General features: G+C 53.4%; 24 protein-coding genes. 21 read left to right on the top strand and 3 right to left on the bottom strand.

Annotation, left to right across the window (positions count from 1 at the left end):
* The 21 genes from DXA66_RS03910 to DXA66_RS03810 all read left to right on the top strand — a co-directional run.
* The coding region (locus tag DXA66_RS03910) for an RNA polymerase subunit sigma-70 (RefSeq protein WP_118526928.1) at positions 1 to 462 on the top strand (462 nt) is incomplete at its 5' end.
* 180 nt (positions 463 to 642) lie between these two features.
* Positions 643 to 1,107 (top strand): DUF3592 domain-containing protein, encoded by a 465-nt coding sequence (locus tag DXA66_RS03905; RefSeq protein WP_015538140.1) that lies wholly within the window; start codon positions 643 to 645, stop codon positions 1,105 to 1,107.
* A gap of 192 nt (positions 1,108 to 1,299) precedes the next feature.
* Positions 1,300 to 1,617: a zinc-ribbon domain-containing protein gene (locus tag DXA66_RS03900; RefSeq protein WP_118526901.1), complete on the top strand. Its 318-nt coding sequence runs from the start codon at positions 1,300 to 1,302 to the stop codon at positions 1,615 to 1,617.
* 32 nt (positions 1,618 to 1,649) lie between these two features.
* Positions 1,650 to 2,159 (top strand): hypothetical protein, encoded by a 510-nt coding sequence (locus tag DXA66_RS03895; RefSeq protein WP_118526899.1) that lies wholly within the window; start codon positions 1,650 to 1,652, stop codon positions 2,157 to 2,159.
* 68 nt (positions 2,160 to 2,227) lie between these two features.
* On the top strand, positions 2,228 to 2,638 hold the full coding sequence (locus tag DXA66_RS03890; RefSeq protein ID WP_015537810.1) for a hypothetical protein: 411 nt from the start codon (positions 2,228 to 2,230) through the stop codon (positions 2,636 to 2,638).
* A 240-nt stretch (positions 2,639 to 2,878) separates the two neighbouring features.
* Positions 2,879 to 3,184 carry a type II toxin-antitoxin system RelB/DinJ family antitoxin gene (locus DXA66_RS03885; RefSeq protein ID WP_035393314.1) on the top strand — a complete coding sequence of 102 codons (306 nt, stop codon included), beginning with the start codon at positions 2,879 to 2,881 and terminating at the stop codon, positions 3,182 to 3,184.
* Positions 3,181 to 3,501: a type II toxin-antitoxin system RelE/ParE family toxin gene (locus tag DXA66_RS03880; protein ID WP_118526897.1), complete on the top strand. Its 321-nt coding sequence runs from the start codon at positions 3,181 to 3,183 to the stop codon at positions 3,499 to 3,501. Before DXA66_RS03885 ends, DXA66_RS03880 begins: the two co-directional genes overlap by 4 nt.
* Before the next feature lie 12 nt (positions 3,502 to 3,513).
* Positions 3,514 to 5,040 carry a recombinase family protein gene (locus DXA66_RS03875; protein ID WP_118526895.1) on the top strand — a complete coding sequence of 509 codons (1,527 nt, stop codon included), beginning with the start codon at positions 3,514 to 3,516 and terminating at the stop codon, positions 5,038 to 5,040.
* 643 nt (positions 5,041 to 5,683) lie between these two features.
* Positions 5,684 to 7,150: an aminotransferase class I/II-fold pyridoxal phosphate-dependent enzyme gene (locus DXA66_RS03870; RefSeq protein ID WP_097775018.1), complete on the top strand. Its 1,467-nt coding sequence runs from the start codon at positions 5,684 to 5,686 to the stop codon at positions 7,148 to 7,150.
* Between the two features lie 13 nt (positions 7,151 to 7,163).
* Entirely contained in the window at positions 7,164 to 8,021 is an 858-nt protein-coding gene (gene speE / locus DXA66_RS03865) for a polyamine aminopropyltransferase (protein WP_044953854.1), read from the top strand.
* Positions 8,021 to 8,896: an agmatinase gene (gene speB / locus DXA66_RS03860; protein ID WP_118526893.1), complete on the top strand. Its 876-nt coding sequence runs from the start codon at positions 8,021 to 8,023 to the stop codon at positions 8,894 to 8,896. The genes speE and speB overlap by 1 nt, the downstream gene beginning before the upstream one ends.
* A gap of 36 nt (positions 8,897 to 8,932) precedes the next feature.
* A complete protein-coding gene (locus tag DXA66_RS03855; protein WP_005943308.1) occupies positions 8,933 to 10,192 on the top strand; it encodes a saccharopine dehydrogenase family protein in 1,260 nt (419 codons plus the stop codon).
* Positions 10,192 to 11,409, top strand: coding sequence for a carboxynorspermidine decarboxylase (locus DXA66_RS03850; RefSeq protein WP_118526891.1), 1,218 nt, complete (start codon positions 10,192 to 10,194; stop codon positions 11,407 to 11,409). The genes DXA66_RS03855 and DXA66_RS03850 overlap by 1 nt, the downstream gene beginning before the upstream one ends.
* 269 nt (positions 11,410 to 11,678) lie before the next feature.
* Positions 11,679 to 12,896, top strand: a complete 1,218-nt coding sequence (locus tag DXA66_RS03845) for an ABC transporter substrate-binding protein (protein WP_118526889.1) — start codon at positions 11,679 to 11,681, stop codon at positions 12,894 to 12,896.
* Positions 12,897 to 13,082: 186 nt separating this feature from the next.
* On the top strand, positions 13,083 to 13,961 hold the full coding sequence (locus DXA66_RS03840; RefSeq protein ID WP_005943319.1) for a branched-chain amino acid ABC transporter permease: 879 nt from the start codon (positions 13,083 to 13,085) through the stop codon (positions 13,959 to 13,961).
* Positions 13,961 to 15,121, top strand: coding sequence for a branched-chain amino acid ABC transporter permease (locus tag DXA66_RS03835; RefSeq protein ID WP_118526887.1), 1,161 nt, complete (start codon positions 13,961 to 13,963; stop codon positions 15,119 to 15,121). Before DXA66_RS03840 ends, DXA66_RS03835 begins: the two co-directional genes overlap by 1 nt.
* Complete coding sequence (locus DXA66_RS03830; protein ID WP_118526885.1) at positions 15,118 to 15,960, top strand: ABC transporter ATP-binding protein; 843 nt, start codon at positions 15,118 to 15,120, stop codon at positions 15,958 to 15,960. The genes DXA66_RS03835 and DXA66_RS03830 overlap by 4 nt, the downstream gene beginning before the upstream one ends.
* Positions 15,953 to 16,675 (top strand): ABC transporter ATP-binding protein, encoded by a 723-nt coding sequence (locus DXA66_RS03825; RefSeq protein ID WP_118526883.1) that lies wholly within the window; start codon positions 15,953 to 15,955, stop codon positions 16,673 to 16,675. The genes DXA66_RS03830 and DXA66_RS03825 overlap by 8 nt, the downstream gene beginning before the upstream one ends.
* 797 nt (positions 16,676 to 17,472) lie before the next feature.
* On the top strand, positions 17,473 to 17,691 hold the full coding sequence (locus tag DXA66_RS03820) for a hypothetical protein (protein ID WP_080545308.1): 219 nt from the start codon (positions 17,473 to 17,475) through the stop codon (positions 17,689 to 17,691).
* Between the two features lie 183 nt (positions 17,692 to 17,874).
* A complete protein-coding gene (locus DXA66_RS03815; protein WP_005924522.1) occupies positions 17,875 to 18,339 on the top strand; it encodes a hypothetical protein in 465 nt (154 codons plus the stop codon).
* Between the two features lie 83 nt (positions 18,340 to 18,422).
* The gene (locus tag DXA66_RS03810; RefSeq protein WP_223474817.1) at positions 18,423 to 20,060 is read left to right on the top strand and encodes a recombinase family protein; all 1,638 of its coding nucleotides are present in this window, start codon (positions 18,423 to 18,425) and stop codon (positions 20,058 to 20,060) included.
* Between the two features lie 152 nt (positions 20,061 to 20,212).
* On the opposite strand, the gene DXA66_RS03805 is transcribed toward DXA66_RS03810, so the two are convergent.
* The 3 genes from DXA66_RS03805 to DXA66_RS03795 all read right to left on the bottom strand — a co-directional run bounded on the left by DXA66_RS03805 (position 20,213) and on the right by DXA66_RS03795 (position 23,727).
* Positions 20,213 to 20,923 (bottom strand): response regulator, encoded by a 711-nt coding sequence (locus DXA66_RS03805; protein WP_118526881.1) that lies wholly within the window; start codon positions 20,921 to 20,923, stop codon positions 20,213 to 20,215.
* Complete coding sequence (locus DXA66_RS03800) at positions 20,916 to 22,799, bottom strand: DUF4118 domain-containing protein (protein ID WP_118526879.1); 1,884 nt, start codon at positions 22,797 to 22,799, stop codon at positions 20,916 to 20,918. The genes DXA66_RS03805 and DXA66_RS03800 overlap by 8 nt, the downstream gene beginning before the upstream one ends.
* 280 nt (positions 22,800 to 23,079) lie before the next feature.
* Positions 23,080 to 23,727: a TrkA family potassium uptake protein gene (locus tag DXA66_RS03795; RefSeq protein ID WP_118526877.1), complete on the bottom strand. Its 648-nt coding sequence runs from the start codon at positions 23,725 to 23,727 to the stop codon at positions 23,080 to 23,082.
* Positions 23,728 to 23,729: the final 2 nt, after the last annotated feature.

Genomic DNA, 23,729 nt, shown 5'->3' with positions numbered 1-23,729 from the left:
CCGAAGTTCGATGCAGCGCGCGGCATGAAGTTCCTGACCTACGCAGCTCCGGCCATCCGCAACGCCATGATGGATATGGTTCGGGATGCCTTTACTGCTTTTGAGCAGCGGATGGTAACGGAGGACAAGGACGGCATCTATTACCAGCGGGTTTCGCTGGATGATGTTCTGCCGGGAGAGGAACAACTGCGGCGCATCGAAGCCATAGCCGACCCCTACGCCATGCAGCCGCAGACCATTATGGAGGAACAGGAATTGCGCCAGGAACTGTACGATGGCCTGAAACGGCTGACCCAGCGGGAACAGACCTACCTGCTGTACCGCTATGGCTTCACCGATGGCGAGGAACATCCGCTGATCGGCACGGCGATATACTTCCACCTGACAAAGAGCCGCGCCAAAAAGACCGAGGAACAGGCCATGGATAACCTGTGGCTGGAACTGCCGTGGTGGTTTATCTGAATGAAAAGAAAAAATCGTGATTGTGCTACAAGCTTTATGGGAATTTATGTGCAACTATACGATTTTGAGAAATTTTGTAGACGGATGAAACAAAATAGGATTAAATCTAAGTATCTAAGGAACGTTGATTTCACGGAGCCGCTGATTACCGACTGTAGGATTTGAGGAGGATGCCGTTTTATGAAAATTACACGAGATAAAATGTTTTTTTCAAAAGATCTTATTCATACAATGGCATATGTCGGAATGTTCGTGGCGGCAATTATATCGGTTGGAGCGTGTAAGTCTGGTATTTGGGTGGCTGCGATATTAGCATGGATTGTAGCAGGTATAATTATCGGATTGGCGATTATTTCTGACTATAAAAAGGCAGAACTTTTGAAAAATGGAACAAGAATCATCGGAAAGGTTACAGCAACAAAACGGGTACATATAAAATTTCATATGAGTACCTACCACCTTGCCGATGAGGATGTAATCTATCCATATGTGGTACATTATCAGTATAAAGTTAAAGGTGAAACCTATAATGGCAAGTCGCAGTGGTTTTGGTTCAATCCATGTATTCCGAAAGGGGCACCAATAAAAATTCTAGTAGACCCAAAGAATCCGGCCCGAAGTACAGTTCTCAAACCAGAAAGCTAAAGATAGCTTTCAATCGAGGTAAAACAAAAAATTTGTCCTTATAGCGTGTTTATTTAAAAGAAGATTGCGATTGTGCTACAAATTTTCAGAAAATTTATGTGCATCTATACGATTTTGGAAAATTTTGTAAACAAACGAAATAAATCAGGCTTAAATTTCGTTATATAAACAAAAAGCAAGGAGGGAGCTTTGATGACTTGTAAAAATTGTGGTTATGAAAACAAGCTGGGTGTTCGATATTGTCAGCGGTGTGGTCAATACATTGAGCCCAAACGGACATTGGCGCAAGAAGTTAAATCGTTGGATTTTAGAAGCCTTGCTGGTGTTGGCCGTAGAGATGTGAATATTGCGCCGCTGTTTACTGCATCACCCGTTCAAACTCCAGCAAAAGCACACCAAACGCCCTCGCCTGTTGAACCGATGCCAGACGGAAGATGGTATTGCCCGGACTGCGGAACATTAAATGCTTCTTCTGAACGTTTTTGCAAAAACTGTGGAAAAGTCCGATAAATGTGAAGAAAAACATGGAAGGAGGAAACCGTATGAAAAAGAAGGCTATAATAGTTCTTTGCCTTGCGCTGGTACTTACATTGATTGGCTGTGGAAATAATGTTCAAAGTTCAGATGAGCACAATGCAGAATACGAAGAAGGCTATACCGCTGGCTACGAGGCCGGGTATCATGACGGAGAAGAGCAAGCAACCGGAAATGAAAAACATTTTGCACGGTTTTCGGGTTCTTTTACGGCCACTGTTGAGCAGATCTTGCCCGATTACTATGCACTGCCGGGAAAAACGGTTGCGGTTGTTCACTTCTTTCAGGACAGACCATTTTTGCTTCATTTCCAGAAAGACTTAACTGGTGAACTTATTGAAGGAACAGCTTATGTGTTTGAGTTTGAGACTTTTGAAGTTGAACTTCCAGACGATGAAGAAAATCCAAATATTTCAGATTATATGTATTCAATAAATGTTACCAATTATAGAGTTGCAGAAGATGACGAACTCGGATTGGAAGGAAAGATGCCAACTGTCGAAATAGTATCGAAGTAAGCAGCCAAGCTGTTTTATAATGAAACGCAAAGATGGCGGTACACATTGGAATAGGATTCAAAAGCCGTATGAAGAACACAGCATCAAAAAAGAAAACTTGTCTCGGATTTTTGCTGATCGTATTTTTAGCATATGTGGTGTGCTATCTTCTTTCTCAAACAGTGTTTCATGAAGTCTACTTGTTTGAATGGACAGCAGCCCATTATTATTTGTGTTTATGGGTTGCATCTGTTACTTTCTGTTTTCTGGAAATGTATAGAGCAGCTCTTATCACAACAGCTGGAAACTGGACAGGAATTTTGATCGGACAAGTGTTGGGCGATTTTATTATCAAAATAAACGCCACAAAAATCACGCCGGATATGTATATAGGAAAAGTATGGCAGCTCAAGGCACACTACGGAGTTTTGATTTGGCTACTCGTTTTCCTACTTTCGTTTATTATCGGAATGCTTGTTGAAAAGAAAAATCATTGTTAAAATGCGTAGTTAATAATAGACAGCCATCTATTTGCAAGTCGCAAGTAGATGGCTGTCGGTTTTATCTGTATATTCTAATTAAAGGTCAATCCTCTAAATCTGCTATGGTCACAGCTGAGTGAGAGATAATGCTCAATTTAACGACAAATATATTGTGCAATATAGAGAATTTCAATTGCGACTTCGCACTTGATTGAAATGCAACGCAAAATACGTTACAATAAAGCTGAGGTGATAACCATGGAAAAAACGATGACACTCAATCTTCGTGTCAACCCTACCGTCAAGCAGCAGGCCGAAGACGTGCTGAAGCAGCTGGGTATCCCGATGGCAACAGCCATTGATATGTACCTGCGCCAGATCACCCTGACTGGCGGCATCCCCTTCTCGCTGTCCCTGCCGAAGGCTCCTGCGGCTCTGAACGCTGACACCATGACCGATGACCAGCTTCATGCAGCCTTGCAGGTGGGCATTAAGGAGATTCAGAACGGTGATACCGTGGATGCTGCAAGCGCATTCGCACAGTTCAGGGAACAGCACAGATGAAGCAGTATGACGTAAAAATTTCCCATGCAGCCCTCAATGATATGGAGCAGATTTACAGCTACATTGCTGACCGTCTGCTGGAGCCTGACACGGCCATGGGGCAGTATAACCGCATTGCAGAAGCTATCCAGTCGCTGAACACCCTGCCGGAGCGCTGTGCGCTGGTGGAAAGTGAGCCGGAGCGCACCCAAGGACTGCGGCAAATGCTGGTGGACAACTACTCGGTGTTCTACATCGTGAGCGAGGATGCGGTGTCGGTAGCCCGTGTGCTGTACAGTGCATCCGACCTTGTGCGCCGTCTGCGGAGAATGAAGTAAGGAGGTGCAGCCATGACTGCCGTGATTTACGCCCGCTATTCCAGCGATAACCAGCGTGAGGAATCCATCGAAGGTCAGATTCGTGAATGTACGGCCTACGCCGAAAAGAACGGCATCACTGTGGTCAAACACTACATTGACCGAGCCCTTTCCGCCAAAACCGATAACCGCCCGGATTTCCAGCAGATGATCAAGGACAGCGAAAAGCGGCTGTTTGATATCGTGCTGGTCTGGAAACTCGACCGTTTTGCCCGAAACCGTTATGATTCGGCACACTATGAGTATCTGCTGGAACGAAATCATGTCAAGCTGGTATCTGCCACGGAGCCTATCTCTGACAGCCCTGCGGGTATCATGGTCAAGAGTATGCTCACCGGCATGGCTGAATACTACTCGGCAGAGCTTTCTGAAAAAGTTGTGCGCGGCATGACTGAGAATGTGCTGAAAGGCAAGTACAACGGCGGCACGATTCCCATTGGTTTTAAGGTGGATGAGGAGAAGTTCTTTCAAATCGACCCGCTGAAAGCTCCCTTTGTGGTAGAAGCCTTTCAGCGGTACAATGAGGGCGCGACCATGAAAGAACTGATGAACTGGCTGAACGACAGTGGCGTGACCACCAACCGCAATCAGAAGTTCACCTACAACAGTGTTCAGACGCTGCTGACGAACAAACGGTACATCGGTGAAAACCACTTCAAGGACATTGTGATGCCCGACAGCATCCCTGCCATCGTGGACAAGGACTTGTTTGAAGAAGTGCAGCAAAAAATCAAGAAGAACAGCCGCGCTCCTGCCCGTCACAAAGCCGAGGACGATTACTTGCTCACCACCAAGCTGTTCTGCGGAATGTGCGGCGCGATGATGTTCGGCGAGTGCGGTACGGGTAGAAACAAGATCGTTCATCATTATTATAAGTGCGCCACCGCGAAGCGTTTCAAGACCTGCAAGAAAAAGACCGTCCGTAAAGAGTGGCTGGAAGATTTGGTCATAGCTGAAACCATGAAGCTGATTCAGGACGATGCCGTGATTGATGCCATCGTTGCGGAAGTGATGGAGTTGCAGGATCAGGAAAACACCACGCTACCTTTGCTGGAAAAGCAGATGCGCGAGGTGGAGAACGGCATTGAAAATATGCTGAACGCCTTTCAAGCAGGTGTGCTGACCAACTCCACCAAATCGCGTTTGGAAAAGCTGGAAGCCCAGCAGAAAGAACTTGAGGTTCGGATCGCCGAAGAAAAAATCGCTCGGCCTCGGTTGAGTGAAAATCAGGTTCGGTTCTGGCTGACCCGGTTCCGCAAGCTCGACCCGAATGTGAAAAGCCACCGGGAAACGCTCATCAATACGTTTGTGAACGCTGTTTATCTCTATGATGAAAAAGTTTTGATTACATTCAACTACAAAGACGGCACAAAAACCATCACTTTCGATGAAATCGCCGCCAAAGATGCCTCAGAGGGCAATGGTTCGGATTTGGGTTGCTTCGCTCCACCAAAAAACCTCAACGTATGCAAGTACGCTGAGGTTTTTATTTTGCGATAAGGCTAAACTCATCGGGCGGGTGGATTCGAACAGCTGCGGCACCGTTCAGCAGGACGATCTCCAGCAGTGCAAGGATCAGCAGAACAATAAGAACCGTAGTAACCATAGTGTACCGTGCATCATAATATTTTGCAACGGTATTCAGGTTGGTACTCTGTGCAATGATTTTTTTAATTTTTCTTCAAAAAAAACATTGACAACGCTTTCTGTGCATGATAAAATCACATGTGATTTTGAGAGACAAAGCGTGTCAGCGTCTTTTCAAAGCAATTTACCATGGACCGCCCAGCGGGGCTAAGGCCATACGGACAGCCGGGTCCACTGCCGACCGGCGGCACAGCCGCCATTATTGATTGAGCGTAGCAGTTCAAATTTTATAAGTTGGTTCCTTTACAACCATGAAATTGCGCAGTCAGTGTGCAGACTTGTGAAACGGTCAATAAAGAGCAGTAAAAGCAGAATTGCTATATAGACTCTCATAATCCCGTCTTTTTTGAATCATGCGAAGCGGCCTTTGTACTCTGGTGTTTCTTCCGGGGGTCTTTGGCGGCGCATTCAAATGCTTTTCAAAGCGCAAGTCTGCACTTTTTGTGCGGTACTTGCGCTTTTTTGTTTGCATCGGGATCAGGGACGGAGGAAAAACATGAGTGAGAACCGAACACGGTTCCGGCTGAACCAGAACCGTGCGCCCATCTATGAAGCGCTGGAACAGTTCCGCAAAATGCGGGTGGTGCCCTTTGATGTGCCCGGCCACAAGCGGGGCCGCGGCAACCCGGAGCTGACCGCCTTTCTGGGCCAGCAGTGCGTGGGCGTGGATGTGAACAGCATGAAGCCGCTGGATAATCTCTGCCACCCGGTATCGGTCATCCGGGAAGCAGAGGAGCTGGCCGCAGATGCCTTTGGCGCTGCCCACGCGTTCCTCATGGTGGGCGGCACCACCAGCAGCGTGCAGAGCATGGTGCTCACCGCCTGCAAGCGCGGCGATGAGATCATTCTGCCCCGCAACGTGCACCGCAGTGTGCTGAACGCACTGGTGCTGTGCGGCGCAGTGCCGGTATACGTGAATCCCGAGGTGGACAAGCGCCTTGGCATTTCGCTGGGCATGAAGCGGGAACAGGTGGAAAAGGCCATCAAAGAGCATCCGAATGCTGTGGCTGTGCTGGTGAATAACCCCACCTACTACGGCATCTGCTCCGACCTGCGCGCCATCGTAAAAATGGCCCACGATGCCGGGATGCTCTGCCTTGCGGACGAAGCCCACGGCACCCACTTCTACTTTGGCGGCGGCCTGCCGGTGTCTGCCATGGCGGCAGGGGCTGATATGGCATCCGTCTCCATGCACAAGAGCGGCGGCAGTTTAACGCAGTCCAGCCTGCTGCTCATCGGCCCCAATGTGCACCCGGGCTATGTGCGGCAGATCATCAACCTGACCCAGACCACCTCCGGCAGCTACCTGCTCATGTCCAGTCTGGATATCTCCCGCCGCAACCTTGCGCAGCGCGGGCGGCAGGTATTCCACCAAGTGGCCGACATGGCCGAGTATGCCCGCGAGGAGATCAACGCCGTGGGCGGCTACTACGCCTTTGGCAAGGAGCTGTGCAACGGCGACTCCGTTTTTGACTTTGATACTACCAAGCTCAGCGTCCACACGCTGGATATCGGCCTTGCAGGCATTGAGGTGTACGACATCCTGCGCGATGAGTACGACATCCAGATCGAGTTCGGCGACATTGGCAACATTCTGGCCTACCTTTCCATCGGCGACCGCCCGCAGGAGGTGGAGCGTCTGGTCAGCGCATTGGCCGAGATCAAGCGCCGCTACCAGACCGACGGCTCCGGCCTGCTGAGCCAGGAATACATCGACCCCGTTGTGGCCGCCAGCCCGCAGGAAGCGTTCTATGCGCCCAAAAAGAGCCTGCCGCTCCGGGAGACCGAGGGCATGGTGTGCAGCGAGTTCGTCATGTGCTACCCGCCGGGCATTCCCATTCTGGCCCCGGGCGAGCGCATCACCAAGGAAATTTTGAACTACATCGAGTACGCCAAGGCCAAGGGCTGCAGCATGACCGGCCCCGAGGACCCGGACATCGAGCGGCTGAACGTTCTGGCATAAGGAGGGAATGCAGATGGAATTTTGGTTTTCCGAGTTTCACACCCCGGATGTGAAGCACAGCATCCGGGTGAACAAACAGCTCTACTCCAAGCAGAGCGATTACCAGCGCATCGATATTTTTGAAACGCCGGAGTTTGGCCGGGTGCTCACATTGGACGGCAATGTGATGCTGACAGAGCGCGACGAATTCATCTATGACGAGATGATCGTGCATGTGCCCATGGCGGTGCACAAGCAGGCAAAAGACATCCTTGTCATCGGTGCCGGTGACGGCGGCGTGGTGCGGGAGCTGACCCGCTACGACCGGGTGGAGCGCATCGATCTTGTGGAGATGGACCCGCAGGTGGTGGAAGCCTGCCGCGCCTTCCTGCCCAGCAACGCCTGCCGCATGGATGACCGCCGGGTGCACATCTATTTTGAGAACGCCCTCAAGTATATCCGCCGCTGCGAGGAGGAGTACGACCTCATCATCGTGGACTCCTCCGATCCCTTCGGCCCATCCGAGGGTCTGTTCACCCGCGAGTTCTACGGCAGCTGCTTCAATGCCCTGAAAGCGGACGGCATCATGGTGAACCAGCAGGGCAGCCCCTTCTATGCCGAGGATGCCAGCGCCATGCAGCGCAGCCACAAGCGCATTGCGTCCACTTTCCCCATCAGCCGAGTGTATCAGGCACACATTCCCACCTTTGCGGCTGGGTACTGGCTGTTCGGCTTTGCCAGCAAAAAGTATCATCCCATCGATGATCTGGATGCAGACGCATGGAAGGCGCTGAACATGCGCACCCGCTATTACACCGCCCGGCTGCATGTCGGCGCATTTTACCTGCCGGCATTCCTTGAGGAAATGCTGCGGGAAGTGGAGGAACACTGATGCAACCCAACATTGAAAACTTCATCGGCTGTGACAGCAGCTACCGCGCCGCCAGCATCGTGCTGTACGGTGCGCCCTACGATTCCACCACCAGCTACCGCCCGGGCGCACGGTTCGGCCCGGCGGCCATCCGACACGAAAGCTATGGTCTGGAGACCTACAGCCCCTACCAGAATGCCGACCTGACCGATTTTGACATCTTCGACAGCGGCGATCTGGAGCTGTGCTTCGGCTCCAGCGAGAGCGCCCTTGCGGACATCGAAGCCCGCGCAGAGGAGATCCTGCAGGATGGCAAGTTCCCATTGCTGCTGGGCGGTGAACATCTGGTGACGCTGGGTGCCGTGCGGGCTGCTGTGAAGAAATATCCGGATCTGCACATCGTGCACTTTGATGCCCACGCCGACCTGCGGGACGACTACCTTGGTGCAAAGCTGAGCCACGCCTGCGTGCTGCGCCGCTGCCATGAGCTGGTGGGTGATGGCCGCATCCATCAGTTCTGCATCCGCAGCGGCGACCGCGCCGAGTTCGAGTTTGCAGCCCAGCACACCGAGATGCACAAATTCGATTTTACCGGCCTTGCCGAGCTGACGGAACAGCTGTGCGAGAGCAAGGTGCCCGTCTACCTGACCATCGACCTCGACTGTCTGGACCCCTCCTGCTTCCCCGGCACCGGCACGCCCGAAGCCGGCGGCATGAGCTTTTTGCAGCTGCTGGATGCCATCCGCACCGTGACGAAAGCCAACATCGTAGCCGCAGACCTCAACGAGCTGGCTCCCACGCTGGATACCACCGGCGTTTCCACCGCCACCGCCTGCAAGGTGCTGCGCGAAACGCTGATCGCGCTGGACAAGGGCTGGCCCGGCTTTCAGGTCTGACCGAATTTGCACACATTGACATAAAGGAGAAAAATCATGAGCAAAGTTCTGATCATCGGCTGCGGCGGCGTGGCCTCCGTTGCCATCCACAAGTGCTGTCAGGTACCCGAGGTGTTCACCGAGATCTGCATCGCCAGCCGTACCAAGTCCAAGTGCGACAAGCTGGCTGCAGAGCTGGCCCCCAAAACCGCTACCAAGATCACCACCGCACAGGTGGATGCCGACAAGGTGGACGAGGTGATCGCCCTCATCAAGGCTTATCAGCCCGACCTCGTGATGAACATTGCCCTGCCCTATCAGGACCTTACCATCATGGATGCCTGCCTTGCCTGCGGCGTAAACTACATGGACACCGCCAACTACGAGCCGGAGAACACCGACGACCCGGAGTGGCGTGCCATCTACGAGAAGCGCTGCAAGGAAGCAGGCTTCTCCGCCTACTTTGATTACAGCTGGCAGTGGGCCTACGCAAAGAAGTTTGAGGAAGCCGGCCTGACCGCCCTGCTGGGCAGCGGCTTCGACCCGGGCGTGACCCAGGCTTACTGCGCCTACGCCAAAAAGCACGAGTTCGACACCATTGACACCATCGACATTCTGGACTGCAACGGCGGCGACCACGGCTATGCCTTTGCCACCAACTTTAACCCGGAGATCAACCTGCGCGAGGTGTCTGCCCCCGGCAGCTACTGGGAGAACGGCCACTGGGTGGAGATCCCGGCTATGAGCATCAAGCGGGAATACAACTTCGATCAGGTGGGCGACAAGGATATGTACCTGCTGCACCACGAGGAGATTGAGTCCCTTGCCAAGAACATCCCGGAGGCAAAGCGCATCCGCTTCTTCATGACCTTTGGCCAGAGCTATCTCGACCACATGCGCTGTCTGGAGGATGTGGGCATGCTGTCCACCACCCCGGTCAACTTCAACGGGCAGGAGATCGTGCCCATCCAGTTCCTCAAGGCTCTGCTGCCGGACCCCGCCAGCCTTGGCCCCCGCACCAAGGGCAAGACCAACATCGGCTGCATCTTCACCGGCAAGAAGGACGGCAAGGAAAAGACCTACTATATTTATAATGTGTGCGACCATCAGGAGTGCTACAAGGAGGTCGGCTCTCAGGCCATCAGCTACACCACCGGCGTACCGGCCATGTGCGGCGCACTGATGCTGCTCACCGGCAAGTGGACCACCAAGGGTGTGCACACTGTGGAAGAGTTTGATCCGGACCCGTATCTGGACGCTCTGGACAAGTACGGCCTGCCCCGTTCCGAGAGCCACAGCCCGGCGCTGGTGGACTGATGCGGCTGGCCGATACCCGCCCGCCCTTTGCGGGCCTTGCAAACCTTTCTTGGGAAGCGCTTGCCTCTCTGCCCACCCCCTGCTACCTGCTGGACGAAGGGCAGCTGCGCCGCAACGGCGAACTTCTGCTGGGGGTGCAGCAGCGCACCGGCTGCAAAATTCTGCTGGCGCAGAAGGCTTTTTCCAACTTTAATGTTTACCCGGTGCTGGCTCCTTATCTGGCGGGCACCGAGGCCAGCGGCCTGTACGAGAGCCGCCTTGGCAAAGAAGAGCTGCCGGAAAAAGAGAACCATGTGTTCTGCGCGGCCTACCGGGCAGACGAGTTCGCGGAGCTGCTGCAGTACGCCGACCACATCGTGTTCAATTCGCCCAGCCAGCTGGCAAAGTTCGGCCCGGCAGCAAAGGCGGCGGGCAAGAGCGTGGGCCTGCGGCTGAACCCGGAGTGCTCCACGCAGGAAGGCCATGCAATTTACGACCCCTGCGCCCCGGGCAGCCGCCTTGGCACCACCCGCGCCCAGTGGGATGCCGCCGTGCAGGCAGACCCGGCCCTGCCCGAATTACTGGACGGACTGCACTTCCACACCCTGTGCGAGCAGGATGCCGATGCACTGGCCTTAACGCTGGCGGCGGTGGAAGCAAAGTTCGGGGGTCTTCTGCCCCGGATGAAGTGGCTCAATTTCGGCGGCGGGCACCATATCACCCGCCCGGATTACGACCTGTCCCTGCTGGAAAAATGCATCACCGGGATGCAGGCAAAATACGGCGTTCAGGTATATCTGGAACCGGGCGAGGCATGGGCGCTGAACGCCGGGTATCTTGTTACCACTGTGCTGGATACTTTGCAAAATGGCGAGACGAGCCTTGCCATTCTGGACATGTCTGCGGCCTGCCACACCCCGGATGTGATCGAGATGCCCTACCGCCCGCCGCTGCTGGATGCCGGGGATCCCGGCGAAAAGCCGTACCTCATCCGCCTTGGCGGCCCCACCTGCCTTGCCGGGGATGTGGTGGGCGACTACAGCTTTGCCTCCCCGCTCACCGAGGGGCAAAGGCTCATTTTCGGCGATATGGCCATCTACACCACCTGCAAGAACAACACCTTCAACGGGATGCCGCTGCCGCCCATCTGGGCAATGGACGAAAACGGCACCTGCCGGGAGCTGGTGAAGTTCGGCTACAGCGATTTCAAGATGCGGCTGGGACGTGCAGCGGATTAAAGTATGACCCTTACGGCAAATCTGTATTTAGCCAAAAGACAGTCTGTATCAAAACCGCCCAAAATGCACGCTGTTCAAATACAGTTTCTTTTTATCATCTGACGAAAATTTAAAAAAATTCATATTCAGCCTAGACAAGTTCCTTTTCATGTGCTAAAACAATGCTAAGAAACCCGCAACGATGCAGGATCTGAGGATCACTGCGCCGCTGCGGGTTTTTCTTGTTTTATCTGGGAAAGTGTTAAGAAATAATAGAGGAGGCAATTCTTATGAAAGCATTCATTTCTCGTCGTGATTTCCTGAAAGCGGCAGGCATCACCGCCGCAGCAGCAGCTTTGGCAGGCTGCTCTTCTTCTGGCGGTTCCGCAAGCGGCTCTTCTGCAGGCGGCAAGACCATTAAGATCGGCGTGTTTGAACCGGCTTCCGGTGATAACGGCGCAGGCGGCAAGCAGGAAGTGCTGGGTGTCGAGTATGCCAACAGCCTTGCTCCCACCGTGGAGATCGGCGGTGAGACCTATAACGTGGAGCTGGTGGAAGTGGATAACCAGTCCAGCACCGATAAGGCCGTGACTGCTGCACAGGAGCTGGTCTCCAAGAAAGTCTCCATCGTGCTGGGCAGCTACGGCTCCGGTGTTTCCATTGCAGCCGCTCCCACCTTCCAGTCCGCTTCCATCCCGGCCATTGGCTGCTCCTGCACCAACCCCGCCGTGACCGAGGCCAACCCCTACTACTTCCGTGTCTGCTTCCTTGACCCGTTCCAGGGCTCGGTCATGGCAAACTTTGCAAAGGATGAGTTCAGTGCTGCCAACGCCTACGTGCTGAGCATGCTGGGCGAGGACTACGGCTCCGGTCTGGCCACCTACTTCGTCAACGCTTTTGAGGATCTGGGCGGCACTGTTACCAGCGAGCAGTTCCCCGAGGGCACCTCGGACTTCTCCGCCTACATCCAGAACGCCATCAACGCCGGTGCAGATGTGATCTTTGCTCCCTGCGCCACCACCTACGCAGCCCAGATCATCACACAGGCTGCTTCTGCAGGCTTTGACAAACCCATTACCGCAGGCGACACATGGGAGTCCAGCGTTATTCTGGATGCCCAGAAGGGCACCAGCGTGCAGGTGTATTGCTCCACCTTCTTTGATGAGAACGATGATTCCGGCGCAGCCAAGGAGTTCGTGACCGGCTTTAAGGAGTGGCTGAACGCCGACAGCCAGAAGCTGACCAACAACGGCGGCAATGACATCGTGGCAGCTGTTTCTGCACTGGGCTACGACGGCTACATGGTGGCTCTGGAAGCCATCAAGGCAGCAGGCAGCACCGACGGCACCGCCGTCCGCGATGCTCTGTACGGCGTAAACTACGACGGCGTGACCGGCAACATCACCTTTGACCAGACCACCGGTGATGCCAACAAGGATATGGCTTACATCAAGAAAGCTACCGACGGCGCATTTGAGTTCGTCAAGACTCAGAGCGTGGAAGGCTGATAAAACCTGTAAACTCCTTCAGTCAACGCCTGACGGCGTTGCCAGCTCTCTCATTGAGGGAGCCTTTTTATAGCTTTCCGGCAGGTTTGGCCCCCTCTGGGAGGGGGCTGTCACCGAAGGTGACTGGGGGAGTTTCCATCCCATAAAAAAGATAATAAATGTTGTAAGAAATGGAGGGTCCCCCTTATGGCTGCAAAGTTTCTGCCCTATTTGCTGGCAGGTATCTCGGTGGGCGGCCAGTATGCATTGATCGCCATTGGCTACACGATGGTGTACGGCATCCTGCGCCTGATCAACTTTGCCCACGGCGATATCTTTACCGTAGCCGGTTTTCTGATGGTGTACGCTACTGCTTCCCTTCCGCTGACCATTTCCATCCCGCTGGTGGTGGTGGCAACGGTACTGCTGGGCATCGCAGTGGAAAAGATCGCCTACAAGCCCCTGCGCACTGCACCGCGCATGTCGGTAATGATCTCCGCGATCGGTATGTCCTACCTTTTGCAGAACTCCATGTGGTATGTCACCGGCGGTCTGGCCAAGCAGTACCCTGCTCTGCCGTGGATCAGCGACACCGTCACGGTGCTGGGCTGCCAGACCAAGCGGGTGACGGTGGTAACGCCGTTCCTTGTCATTGTGCTGGTGGCAGCACTTGTTACCCTGATCCAGAAGACCAAGATCGGCATGGCCATGCGCGCAGCTTCCCGCGATTTTGAGACCGCCCAGCTCATGGGCATCAAGATCAACAATGTCATCTCCTTTACCTTTGCGGTGGGCAGCTTTCTTGCGGCCATCGGCTCCATGATGTATTTTTCCAACTACACGGCAGTCACCCCCACTGTGGGTGCGATGCCCGGCCTGAAAGCTTTTGTGGCTGCGGTGTTCGGCGGCATCGGCTCCATTCCCGGTGCGGTGATCGGCGGCTTCATCATCGGCATCTGCGAGAGCCTTATTAAAGGTGCAGGCGCTACCACCTTCAGTGATGCGTTCACTTTTGCACTGCTGATCGTGGTGCTGGCCGTCAAGCCTACCGGCCTGTTCAGTGAAAACCTGACCGAGAAAGTGTGATGACCATGAAACAAGAGAAAAAACGCATCTATCTCCGGGCCGCACTGGCGCTGGCCGCTCTGCTGGTGGTGCTGCTGGCACTGGATAACCTGAGCTTTGTGCCCTCCATGCTGCTCACCGTGCTGCGCAAGGGTGCCATCTATGCACTGGTGGCTGTCTCCATGAACCTGCTGAACGGCTTTACCGGCCTGTTCAGTCTGGGTCAGGCAGGTTTTATGCTGCTGGGTGCCTACACCTACGCCATCCTCACCATTCCCGCCGCTTCGCAGAAGTCCATCTATCAGCGCTATGCAAACGGCGGCATCGGTTTCTCCATCCCGGAACTGCTCTCCAAACCTCTGGGCGGCTTCGGCCTGCTGCTGGGTGTTGTGTTCTGCCTGATCCTGGCCGGTTTTATCGCAGCGCTGTTCGCCTTCCTCATCGGCCTGCCGGTGCTGAAGCTCAAGAGCGACTATCTTGCCATTGCTACACTGGGCTTTGCCGAGATCATCCGTGCCGCCGTGGTTTACGAGGGCTTTGGCCCGCTGACCAACGGCTCAAACCTTCTGTACGGCTTTACCAGCTTTGCCAGCTTCCACCTTTCGCTGGGCGGCACGACCCTGCATCTGGAGACCGTGATGCCCTTCCTCTTCTCCGGCATCTGCATCGCCATCATTCTGCTGCTCATCAACTCCACCTATGGCCGTGCCTTCAAAGCCATCCGTGATGACGAGATCGCTGCCGAAGCCATGGGCATCAACCTTGCCAGCCACAAGCGCATGAGCTTTATCATCAGCAGCTTCTTTGCCGGTATCTCCGGCGCAATGCTTGCCATGTATCAGGCCAGCGTGCAGGCCACCACCTTCAAATCCAGCATGACCTACGAGATCCTGCTGATCGTGGTCATTGGCGGCATTGGCTCGGTGTCCGGTTCCATCATCGCGTCCTTCCTGTTCATCGCCAGCTCCGAGTGGCTGCTGCGCTTCCTCGACAACGAGACCTGGATCGGCGGCTTCCGTGTGCCGCTGCTGCGTTCCGGCTTCCGCATGGTGGTGTTCAGCATCATCATTATGGCGGTGGTGCTGTTCTTCCGCAAGGGCATCATGGGCGACCGTGAATTGTTCCAGAAAAAGCCCGCATCCACTGCAAAAGCTGCCAAAAAGGAGGCGCGTTCCAAATGAGTGAAAACGTATTGACCATTGAAAACGCCACGATGCAGTTTGGCGGCGTGGTGGCTGTGGACAATCTGAACCTGAAGGTGGATAAAGATCAGATCGTCTCCCTCATCGGCCCCAACGGTGCCGGCAAGACCACCGCGTTCAACGTTGTCACCGGCGTGTATGCGCCCACCAACGGCGCGGTGTGGTTCGAGGGACGCAAGATCATTGAGAACACGCCCCACGGCAAGATGAAAAAGCTCTATAAGGGCCAGAACGCGGGCAGGTATTCCCACATGATCGTCCCCACGCCCGATAAGATCACCCAGATGGGTATTGCCCGCACCTTCCAGAATATCCGTCTATGGAAGAGCCAGACCGTGTTTGAGAACGTGCTCATCGCCAAGCACTGCCGTCGCTCGGCCAACCTGCTGAGCGCCACCTTCCGGCTGAACGCAGACGAGGAAAAGCGCCAGCGCGAGGAGTGCGAAAACCTGCTGCATGTGCTGGGACTTGAGGATGTGCGCAATGAACTGGCTACCGGCCTGCCCTACGGCCTGCAGCGTCGGGTGGAGATCGCGCGCGCGCTTGCCACCGAGCCGAAGCTGCTGCTGCTGGATGAGCCTGCTGCCGGTATGAACCCGCAGGAGACCGAAGAACTGACCGCCTTTATTGACCGCATCCGCACCGATTTCAGACTGACCGTGTTCATGATCGAGCACCACATGGATCTGGTGATGGATATTTCCGACCGGGTCTATGTGCTGGACTTTGGCCGCTTGATCGCCGAGGGTACGCCCGCCGAGGTGCAGAACGACCCGCGGGTGATCGACGCTTATCTGGGGGTGGACGAAGATGCTTGAGATCAAGGGTTTACATGTTTCCTATGGCGGCATTCAGGCCTTGCGCGGTGTGTCGCTGAACGTGCCGGACAGCAAGATCGTTACCCTGATCGGTGCCAACGGCGCAGGCAAGTCCACCCTGATGCGCACCATTTCCGGCCTTGTAAAGGCACAGAGCGGCTCCATTTTGTGGAACGGGCAGGAACTGCTGGGCAAGCCCATCGACCAGATCGTTTCCAGCGGCATTGCCATGTCGCCGGAGGGCCGCCGGGTGTTTGCCGACCTGACTGTGCTGGAAAATCTGAAGATCGGCGCATACCTGCGCAAGGATAAGGCCGAAACCGAGAAAGACCTTGAGTGGGTGTACAGTCTGTTCCCCCGTCTGAAGGAGCGCAGCTGGCAGAGCGCCGGCACCCTTTCCGGCGGCGAGCAGCAGATGCTGGCCGTGGGCCGCGCCCTGATGAGCAAGCCGAAGCTGCTCATGCTGGACGAGCCAAGCCTCGGCCTTGCGCCCATCGTGGTACGGGAAATTTTTGATATCATCCGCACCGTGAACCAGCAGGGCATCACCGTGCTGCTGAACGAGCAGAACGCCAACATGGCCCTGAAGGTGGCCGATTACGCCTATGTGCTGGAGACCGGCACCCTGACCCTTTCCGGCACGGGTGCTGAATTGCTGACCAATGAACAGGTCAAGGCCGCATACCTCGGCAAAAAGCGCGCTGACCGCACCTGAAACTTTATAAGAACCGCTAACGGCAGAGAGGGGCTGTTGCAAAATAGCTCCCTGAAGAAATCATGCATAAAACCCGGAACCTTTTCGGGGCCAAAATGGTTCAAAAAGGGTTCCGGGTTTCTGATTTTGCGCTATTTCTTTGTGCAAATTGTTCAGTCCAAAGACAGTCATATTATAAACAGCGGAACAGGCTCATCATGCAAACAACGAAAAACAGGAAGTTCCCGCTTGCTGGGTATCCGTAAAACAGTTTTCGAAAAATGACACGGCAACTGCCTGTCAGGATTGGTTACGGAGTACCCGGCTAGGCCGAGGAAGCATCAAGTCCCATGTCCGCACCGTTAAGGTGTTGGGTATGGGGCTTTTTGCATTTCAGGAACGTATACACCTCTGGAAAGGTGTAACACACTAGACTTTGTACCAAAGTCGTGTGCCAAGGGTGCTGCGCCCCTTTGGAATCCCTGCTTACATCGCCTGTGGGCGATGTAGATTCGCCGCACAGAAAGCTCTCACAAAAGGCACACCCGGCTGTCTGCGGCGAGGAGAAGGCACTTCTGCGGAAGTGTAATAACCCACTATGACACTTTCATCCCTGTGGTCTGCAAAGTGTAGTGGGCTCTCCGAGGGGGAACGGCTGTATAGAGTGCGTTTCGGGCAAATCGCCGCATACGTGTATACGGAAGATGGGTACGCACGTACGCAGTAAATCGGCCAAGTTCTCCCATGTAGAGGGTGTAATTTCGATAAAGAACGTGGTATAATTGACTCAACAAATCGATTTGTGGAGGCGATTATTTATGAAAAAAGAAACCAAGAAATCTATCTTATTCTATGCAGCTTCTGCTCTGTTATATATGGCTTCACTTATTAGCTTCATAAGTGGAAATGATAATTCTATGGCTGTTGTATGGTTGTGTCTTGGTTCATCATTTCTTTGCCTTGGCTCGACGCATCTTTGTTTAGGTTTGTCTCGTAAGAAAAAGGGAAACGACAAAACCGATGCAAGCAATAAATAAATTCCTAGTATATCGCACTCACTCCTAAGCAGGGTTTGGGGCAGGCACGCCCCAACAAGAAGCTGTCCCAAAGGGGCAAGAATTTTCAAGAATTGAAAATTTGTGGCCACGGGACGATTCTTGCTCTCACGAAAACCCATACTTTTTGAAAATCCGCTTTTCGCAGCCAAAGGAGGATGCACCATGAAAAAAGAGATCGAAGCCTTCGTCAACGCAGCCAACGAGCAGGAGTTGGAAGCCGCATGGAATAACCTCTCGGCAGAGGAACAGCGAGTTTTCGAGCAGCTCATGGAGGAAGACTCACCCGAAGATGCACTGGCATTTTTTGCCCAGCTGTATGACGATGCCCCGAAGGAGCAAGCCAGCGAAACCGTGAGCATCTCCGAAAACGAAATCTATTTCAAGCGGCAGCCCTTGACCGAAGAGCAGAAGAAGCACGGCTCCTATGTAGATGAGAACGGCAATCTCCATGTCAAGAACCTGTCTGCATTCTGGATTCCTGAACTGACCACCACGGAGAAAGTCGGTCACACCACCTACACCGTGACCGGCAGCTATGAGGGCAAGGAATCCTTTTTGAAGAAACTGGAGCGCATTGTTGCCAAGAACGCCCAGCAAAAATTTGAAGATGAGGGTGCAGACGAATGACAACTGCGTCCAATTCTGCTATACTTGATCCGGTAACCAATCCTGTACTGACAGTTGCTCCACAGAATAAGGAGGACACAACAATGTCTGGAGCAACGAATAAAATCACCGCACTTTACTGCCGACTGTCGCAAGAGGACGCACGGCTCGGCGAAAGCCTGTCCATTGAGAACCAGAAGGTCATCCTTCTGGAATACGCCAAAAAGAACCACTTCCCGAACCCGGTGTTCTTTGTGGATGATGGCTACTCCGGCACGAACTATGACCGTCCCGGCTTTCAGAGTATGCTGGTCGAGATCGAAGCAGGGCGTGTAGGAATCGTTATCACGAAGGATTTGTCCCGACTGGGGCGCAATTCTGCCTTGACTGGTCTGTACACCAACTTCACCTTTCCCCAGTATGGCGTTCGCTACATCGCCATTAACGACAACTACGACACCATTGACCCGAACAGCGTAAACAACGATTTTGCGGGCATTAAGAACTGGTTCAACGAGTTTTACGCCCGCGATACCAGCCGCAAGATTCGGGCCGTTCAGAAGGCCAAGGGAGAGCGTGGAGTACCGCTGACGGTTAATGTTCCGTACGGCTATGTAAAAGACCCGGAGAACCCGAAGCATTGGCTTGTTGACCCGGAAGCGGCTGCGATTGTGAAGCGCATCTTCTCCATGTGCATGGAGGGACGTGGGCCGACCCAAATTGCGAACCAACTGTGGGCAGATAAAGTTCTGACTCCTACCGCCTACAAGTTGAGCCATGGCCGGAGCACAAACGCACCTGCCCCGGAAGACCCTTATCGCTGGGATAAAAGAGCAGTAAGTTTGATTCTGGAACGCCGGGAGTACACTGGCTGCACAGTCAACTTCAAGACCTATACTAACTCTATCTGGGATAAAAAGAGACATCTGAATCCTGTGGAAAATCAGGCTATCTTCCCGGATACACATGAGCGCATTATTGACGATGATGTGTTTGAAAAGGTTCAGGAGATTCGCAGCCAGCGTCACCGTATGACCCGAACAGGCAAGAGCAGCATTTTCTCCGGTATGGTCTACTGCGCTGACTGCGGTTCCAAGATGCAATATGGTTCGTCCAATAACAGGGACTTCAGTCAAGACTTCTTTGATTGCTCTCTGCACAAGAAGAACGGGAGCAAGTGCAAGGGACATTTCATCCGGGTAAAGGTTCTGGAAGGACGTGTGCTGAGTCATGTTCAGCGGGTGACGGACTACATTCTCCGTCATGAAAACTACTTCCGCAAGGTCATGGAGGAGCAGCTTCGTGTGGAAAGCAGCGAAAAGCTGACCGTCCTGAAGAAGCAGCTTGCCCGGAATGAGAAGCGGATTGTAGACCTCAAACGGCTGTTCATGAAAATCTACGAGGACAACGCCAATGGAAAGCTGAGCGATGACCGCTTCGACATGATGAGCCAGAGCTACGATGCCGAACAGAAGCAGCTGGAAGAGGAATCCCTCTCTATCCAACAGGAAATCGAAGTACAGGAACAGCAGATCGAGAATATTGAAAAATTCGTCCAGAAAGCGCACAAGTACGTTCATATTGAAGAACTCACTCCCTATGCTCTCCGTGAACTGGTGTCGGCTATCTATGTAGATGCCCCGGATAAGTCCAGCGGAAAGCGGGTGCAGCACATCCATATCAAGTACGACGGGCTGGGGTACATCCCTCTGGATGAACTGGAAGCAAAAGAAAAGGCGTGACCGAAGTCACGCCAAATCTTCCCCATTTAGGGAACTTTTGCAAATACTGTTTTATGGGAACTCTGCTCTGGGGAACTCCCTGTTGTACATATCGCTATCGTATATGGATTTTTCAGGGTGCGTTCTATTCGGGGGCGCACCCTGTTTTTTTACTATGCTTCATCGTTTTCCACACGAAGCATCCGGTATCCGACACCAACATGGGTCTGGATCAGATGCGGCGCATTCGGGCATCGTTCCAGTTTTTTGCGCAGGGCTGCCATATAAACACGCAAGGAGGCAATATCATTTTCCTGCGTGCTTCCCCATATTTGCTGTGTGATGGATGTATGCGTCAGCACTTTGCCCACATTATGCGCCAGCACACACAGCAGTTTGTACTCGATGGGGGTCAGATGCAATTCATTCTCACCCAGCCAGACGCACCCGGCCGAGAAGTCGATCTTTAAAGGACCATTGACAAAAACCGGACTGTTTATGCCGTCAGAAGCCAGCAGATTCAATCGACGCTGCGTTACACGCAGTCTTGCCAGCAGCTCATCCACGGAAAACGGCTTTGTCAGATAATCGTCTGCGCCGTTGTCCAGTGCTTCGATCTTATCAGAATCTTCGCTCCGGGCACTCAGGACGATGATGGGCAGGTTCGACCATGTGCGGACGCTGCGGATGACCTCGATGCCGTCTATATCGGGCAGCCCAAGATCCAGCAGCATGATGTCCGGATTGTGGCTGGTGGCCATCATGATCGCCGTTTCCCCATTGGAAGCAGTCAGATATTTATAGCCGTGGGTCTTCAGGGTCGTTGTGATCAGACACCGTACAGGAACATCATCCTCTACGACCAGAATGGACGGCTTATTCATGAATGTTCACCTCACTTTGTGGCAATGCAAAGGAAAAGACACTGCCATTGGGAATGTTGTCACACAGGGTCAATGTTCCGCCGTGAGCCGTCAGGATCGCACGGCAGAGGGGCAAGCCCAAGCCAAGGCTGCGGTGGCTATCTGCAATACGGCTCTGCCCGGTATAAAACATCTCGAACACCTGTGCTTTTGCGCGATCCGGAATACCGGGGCCGTTATCTGCAACTTCCACTACGACCTGATGGTCTTTCCGGTAAGCCGAAATCCGAATGACCGAGCCCACAGGGGTATATTTGATGGCGTTATCCACCAGATTGACAACGACCTGCATGATCAGCCGCGCATCCACATTGACCAGGAGGATCTCGTCCCCATACTGTGTTGTGATGGTGTGTTCGCAGCTTTTCCGGTTGACATGGTGCAGTGCTTCTTCGATCATTTCGTCCATCAGCTGCGGTGAGATCTGCAGATTCATCCGCCCATCCTCAATGCGGGTGATAGAAAGCAGATTTTCCACCAGACCGATCAGCCATTGTGCATCATCAAAAATATCGGTGCAGATTTTGTTCCGGGTCTCTGTATCCAGCGTTTCTCCGTTGGAAAGCAGATTGCTGGCATTGCCGGAAATGGAGGTCAGCGGGGTGCGCAGATCATGCGAGATCGTGCGCAGCAGGTTTGCCCGAAGCTGTTCATTCTGCGCCTGCATGGTAGCTCGTTCTTTTTCCAGCGCAATGCGACGGTTTTCCACTGCCAATGCGCATTCACCAAGGATCGACAGCAGGACGCTGTTTTCAAACGCATCCATGGAGCGTTCCGACAGGTCGATGCCGATAACACCAAACACACCGCTGCCTGTACGAATCGCAAGGTACAGTCCTTTTGCATCGGTACAGTAATCCGTTGATGCACCCGAACGCTTCTTATTTGCAAAGCACCACTCAGCGGCACTGCGTTCCGGCGCAGAATCAAAACTGAGTCGGCTGCTTTCTTCCACTGTGTTAAAAATTTGCCCCTGTCCAAGAGAACCATCCTGCTCTGGATACACGATCAGGTTCCGGTTTAGCAGTTTGGTAAGCTGCGCTGCCGTCAGGGATAAAATTTCGTCTTCGTTGGTCGCTTTCTGCAAAAGCTGGCTGGTATCAAACAGCACCTTCGTCCGAAACGCCGCCTGTGCAGACATTTTTGCCTGATCTTTCAACCGGGTCGTCAGCGTACAGGTGACGATGGCAGAAGTCAGCATCAGCACAAAGGTGATTTGATACCCCGGATCATAGGCATGGAATGTCAGTCTTGGCTCCGTCAGGAAGAAGTTATAGAGCGCAACGCTGGCGATCGAGCCCAAAACGCCGCAGGAATAGCCAGATGTTGTAAGAGCCGTGAGCAAAACACCCAACATGTAGAACATAATGATATTGTAGCGCGCAAAGTCCAGTTGCAGGAACAAAAAGCCGATCACCGTGATGCAGGCTAGAATCCCTGCCGTAATCAGCAGGTCACGGAACGATGGGACGATGGAACGGGCAAACAGCCTTCTGCCAGAGCCGTAATCCTGCTCCACTGCTGCATCCGGGATGATATAAATATCCAGATTGGGCGCAGTCAGCGTCAATTTTTCAGTCAGTGACGGTCCACTCCAGAAATGGCGGCGATGTACGCTGGAGCGCCCCAGTACGATTTTTGTAATGCCGGAGATCCGGGCAAACTCTGCGATCTGCTGTGGAATGTCATCGCCGTAGAGGGTCGTAATATCTGCGCCCGCCTGTTCCGCCATGTGGATATGCTGCTGCAAGCGCTGTTTGTCCTGCGCACTCATCCAGTCGGCATCCGGTGTTTTGACATACAACGCAGTAAAAGAGCCGCCGAATGCCTTTGCCATTGTTGCCGCCGTCCGCACGATCTTTGCATTGGAGGGAGAGGACGACAGACACGCCAGAATATGTTCAGTGGGTGGGTCGTTCTGATTCATAAAAATCACCTGCCTTGCCCACAGTATAGCACAATTTGATGGTCACGACCACCAGCCACGTCTTTTTCCTTCCTGTCGAAGGATCTCCTTCCTCATGTGATCCAACGCATCTGCTGCCCAAAAGCCACTCAACATGACTCCAAGAACCATCAACAACAAAACGACATCCATATGATCCGTCCTATCCTTTTTAAAGCCGGAAACACTTCTGGATCGATGCGTATTTTCCCAAAACCAGCATACTTTCATCCCGGCACAGCTGCGTATCCGGCGTGATGTTCATATCAAGCTTTCCGTCTTTTTTCAGCGCAAGAATATTGATGTTATACTTTTTTCGGATATTGATCTCACCGATCGTGCGATCCGTCCATTCCGGCGGAATGGTCACTTCCATGATGGCGTGGTCGTCCTGCAGCTCGATATAATCCAGAATGTGTTCGGAGCTGTATCGGATCGCTGCCCACTTTGCCAGCTGCTTTTCCGGGTAGACCACTTCATCCGCACCGTTGCGCAGCAGAAACTTGGCTTGTACATCCCGCTCTGCACGCGAGACCACAAGCTTTGCACCCAGCTCCTTGAGCAGCGATGTTGTTTCCAACGAACTCTGAAAATTGCCGCCGATGGTTACGATACACACATCAAAATTGCCAACACCAAGGGAGCGCAGAAAGTATTCGCTGGTGCTGTCACCGATCTGTGCATTCGTCACATAGGAAAGCACGGCGTTCACACGGTCTTCGTTGCTGTCGACCGCCATGACCTGATGACCCAGCTCATTCAGTTCCTGCGCAATATGGCGGCCAAAACGGCCAAGCCCAATCAAAAGAATCGATTTCATAC

It is taken from the genome of Faecalibacterium sp. OF03-6AC (genome assembly GCF_003478175.1).
Taxonomy (GTDB): Bacteria; Bacillota; Clostridia; order Oscillospirales; family Ruminococcaceae; genus Faecalibacterium; species Faecalibacterium taiwanense.
The sequence above is the reverse complement of the archived record's forward strand: the minus strand, read 5'-3'. Positions and strand labels throughout refer to the sequence as shown.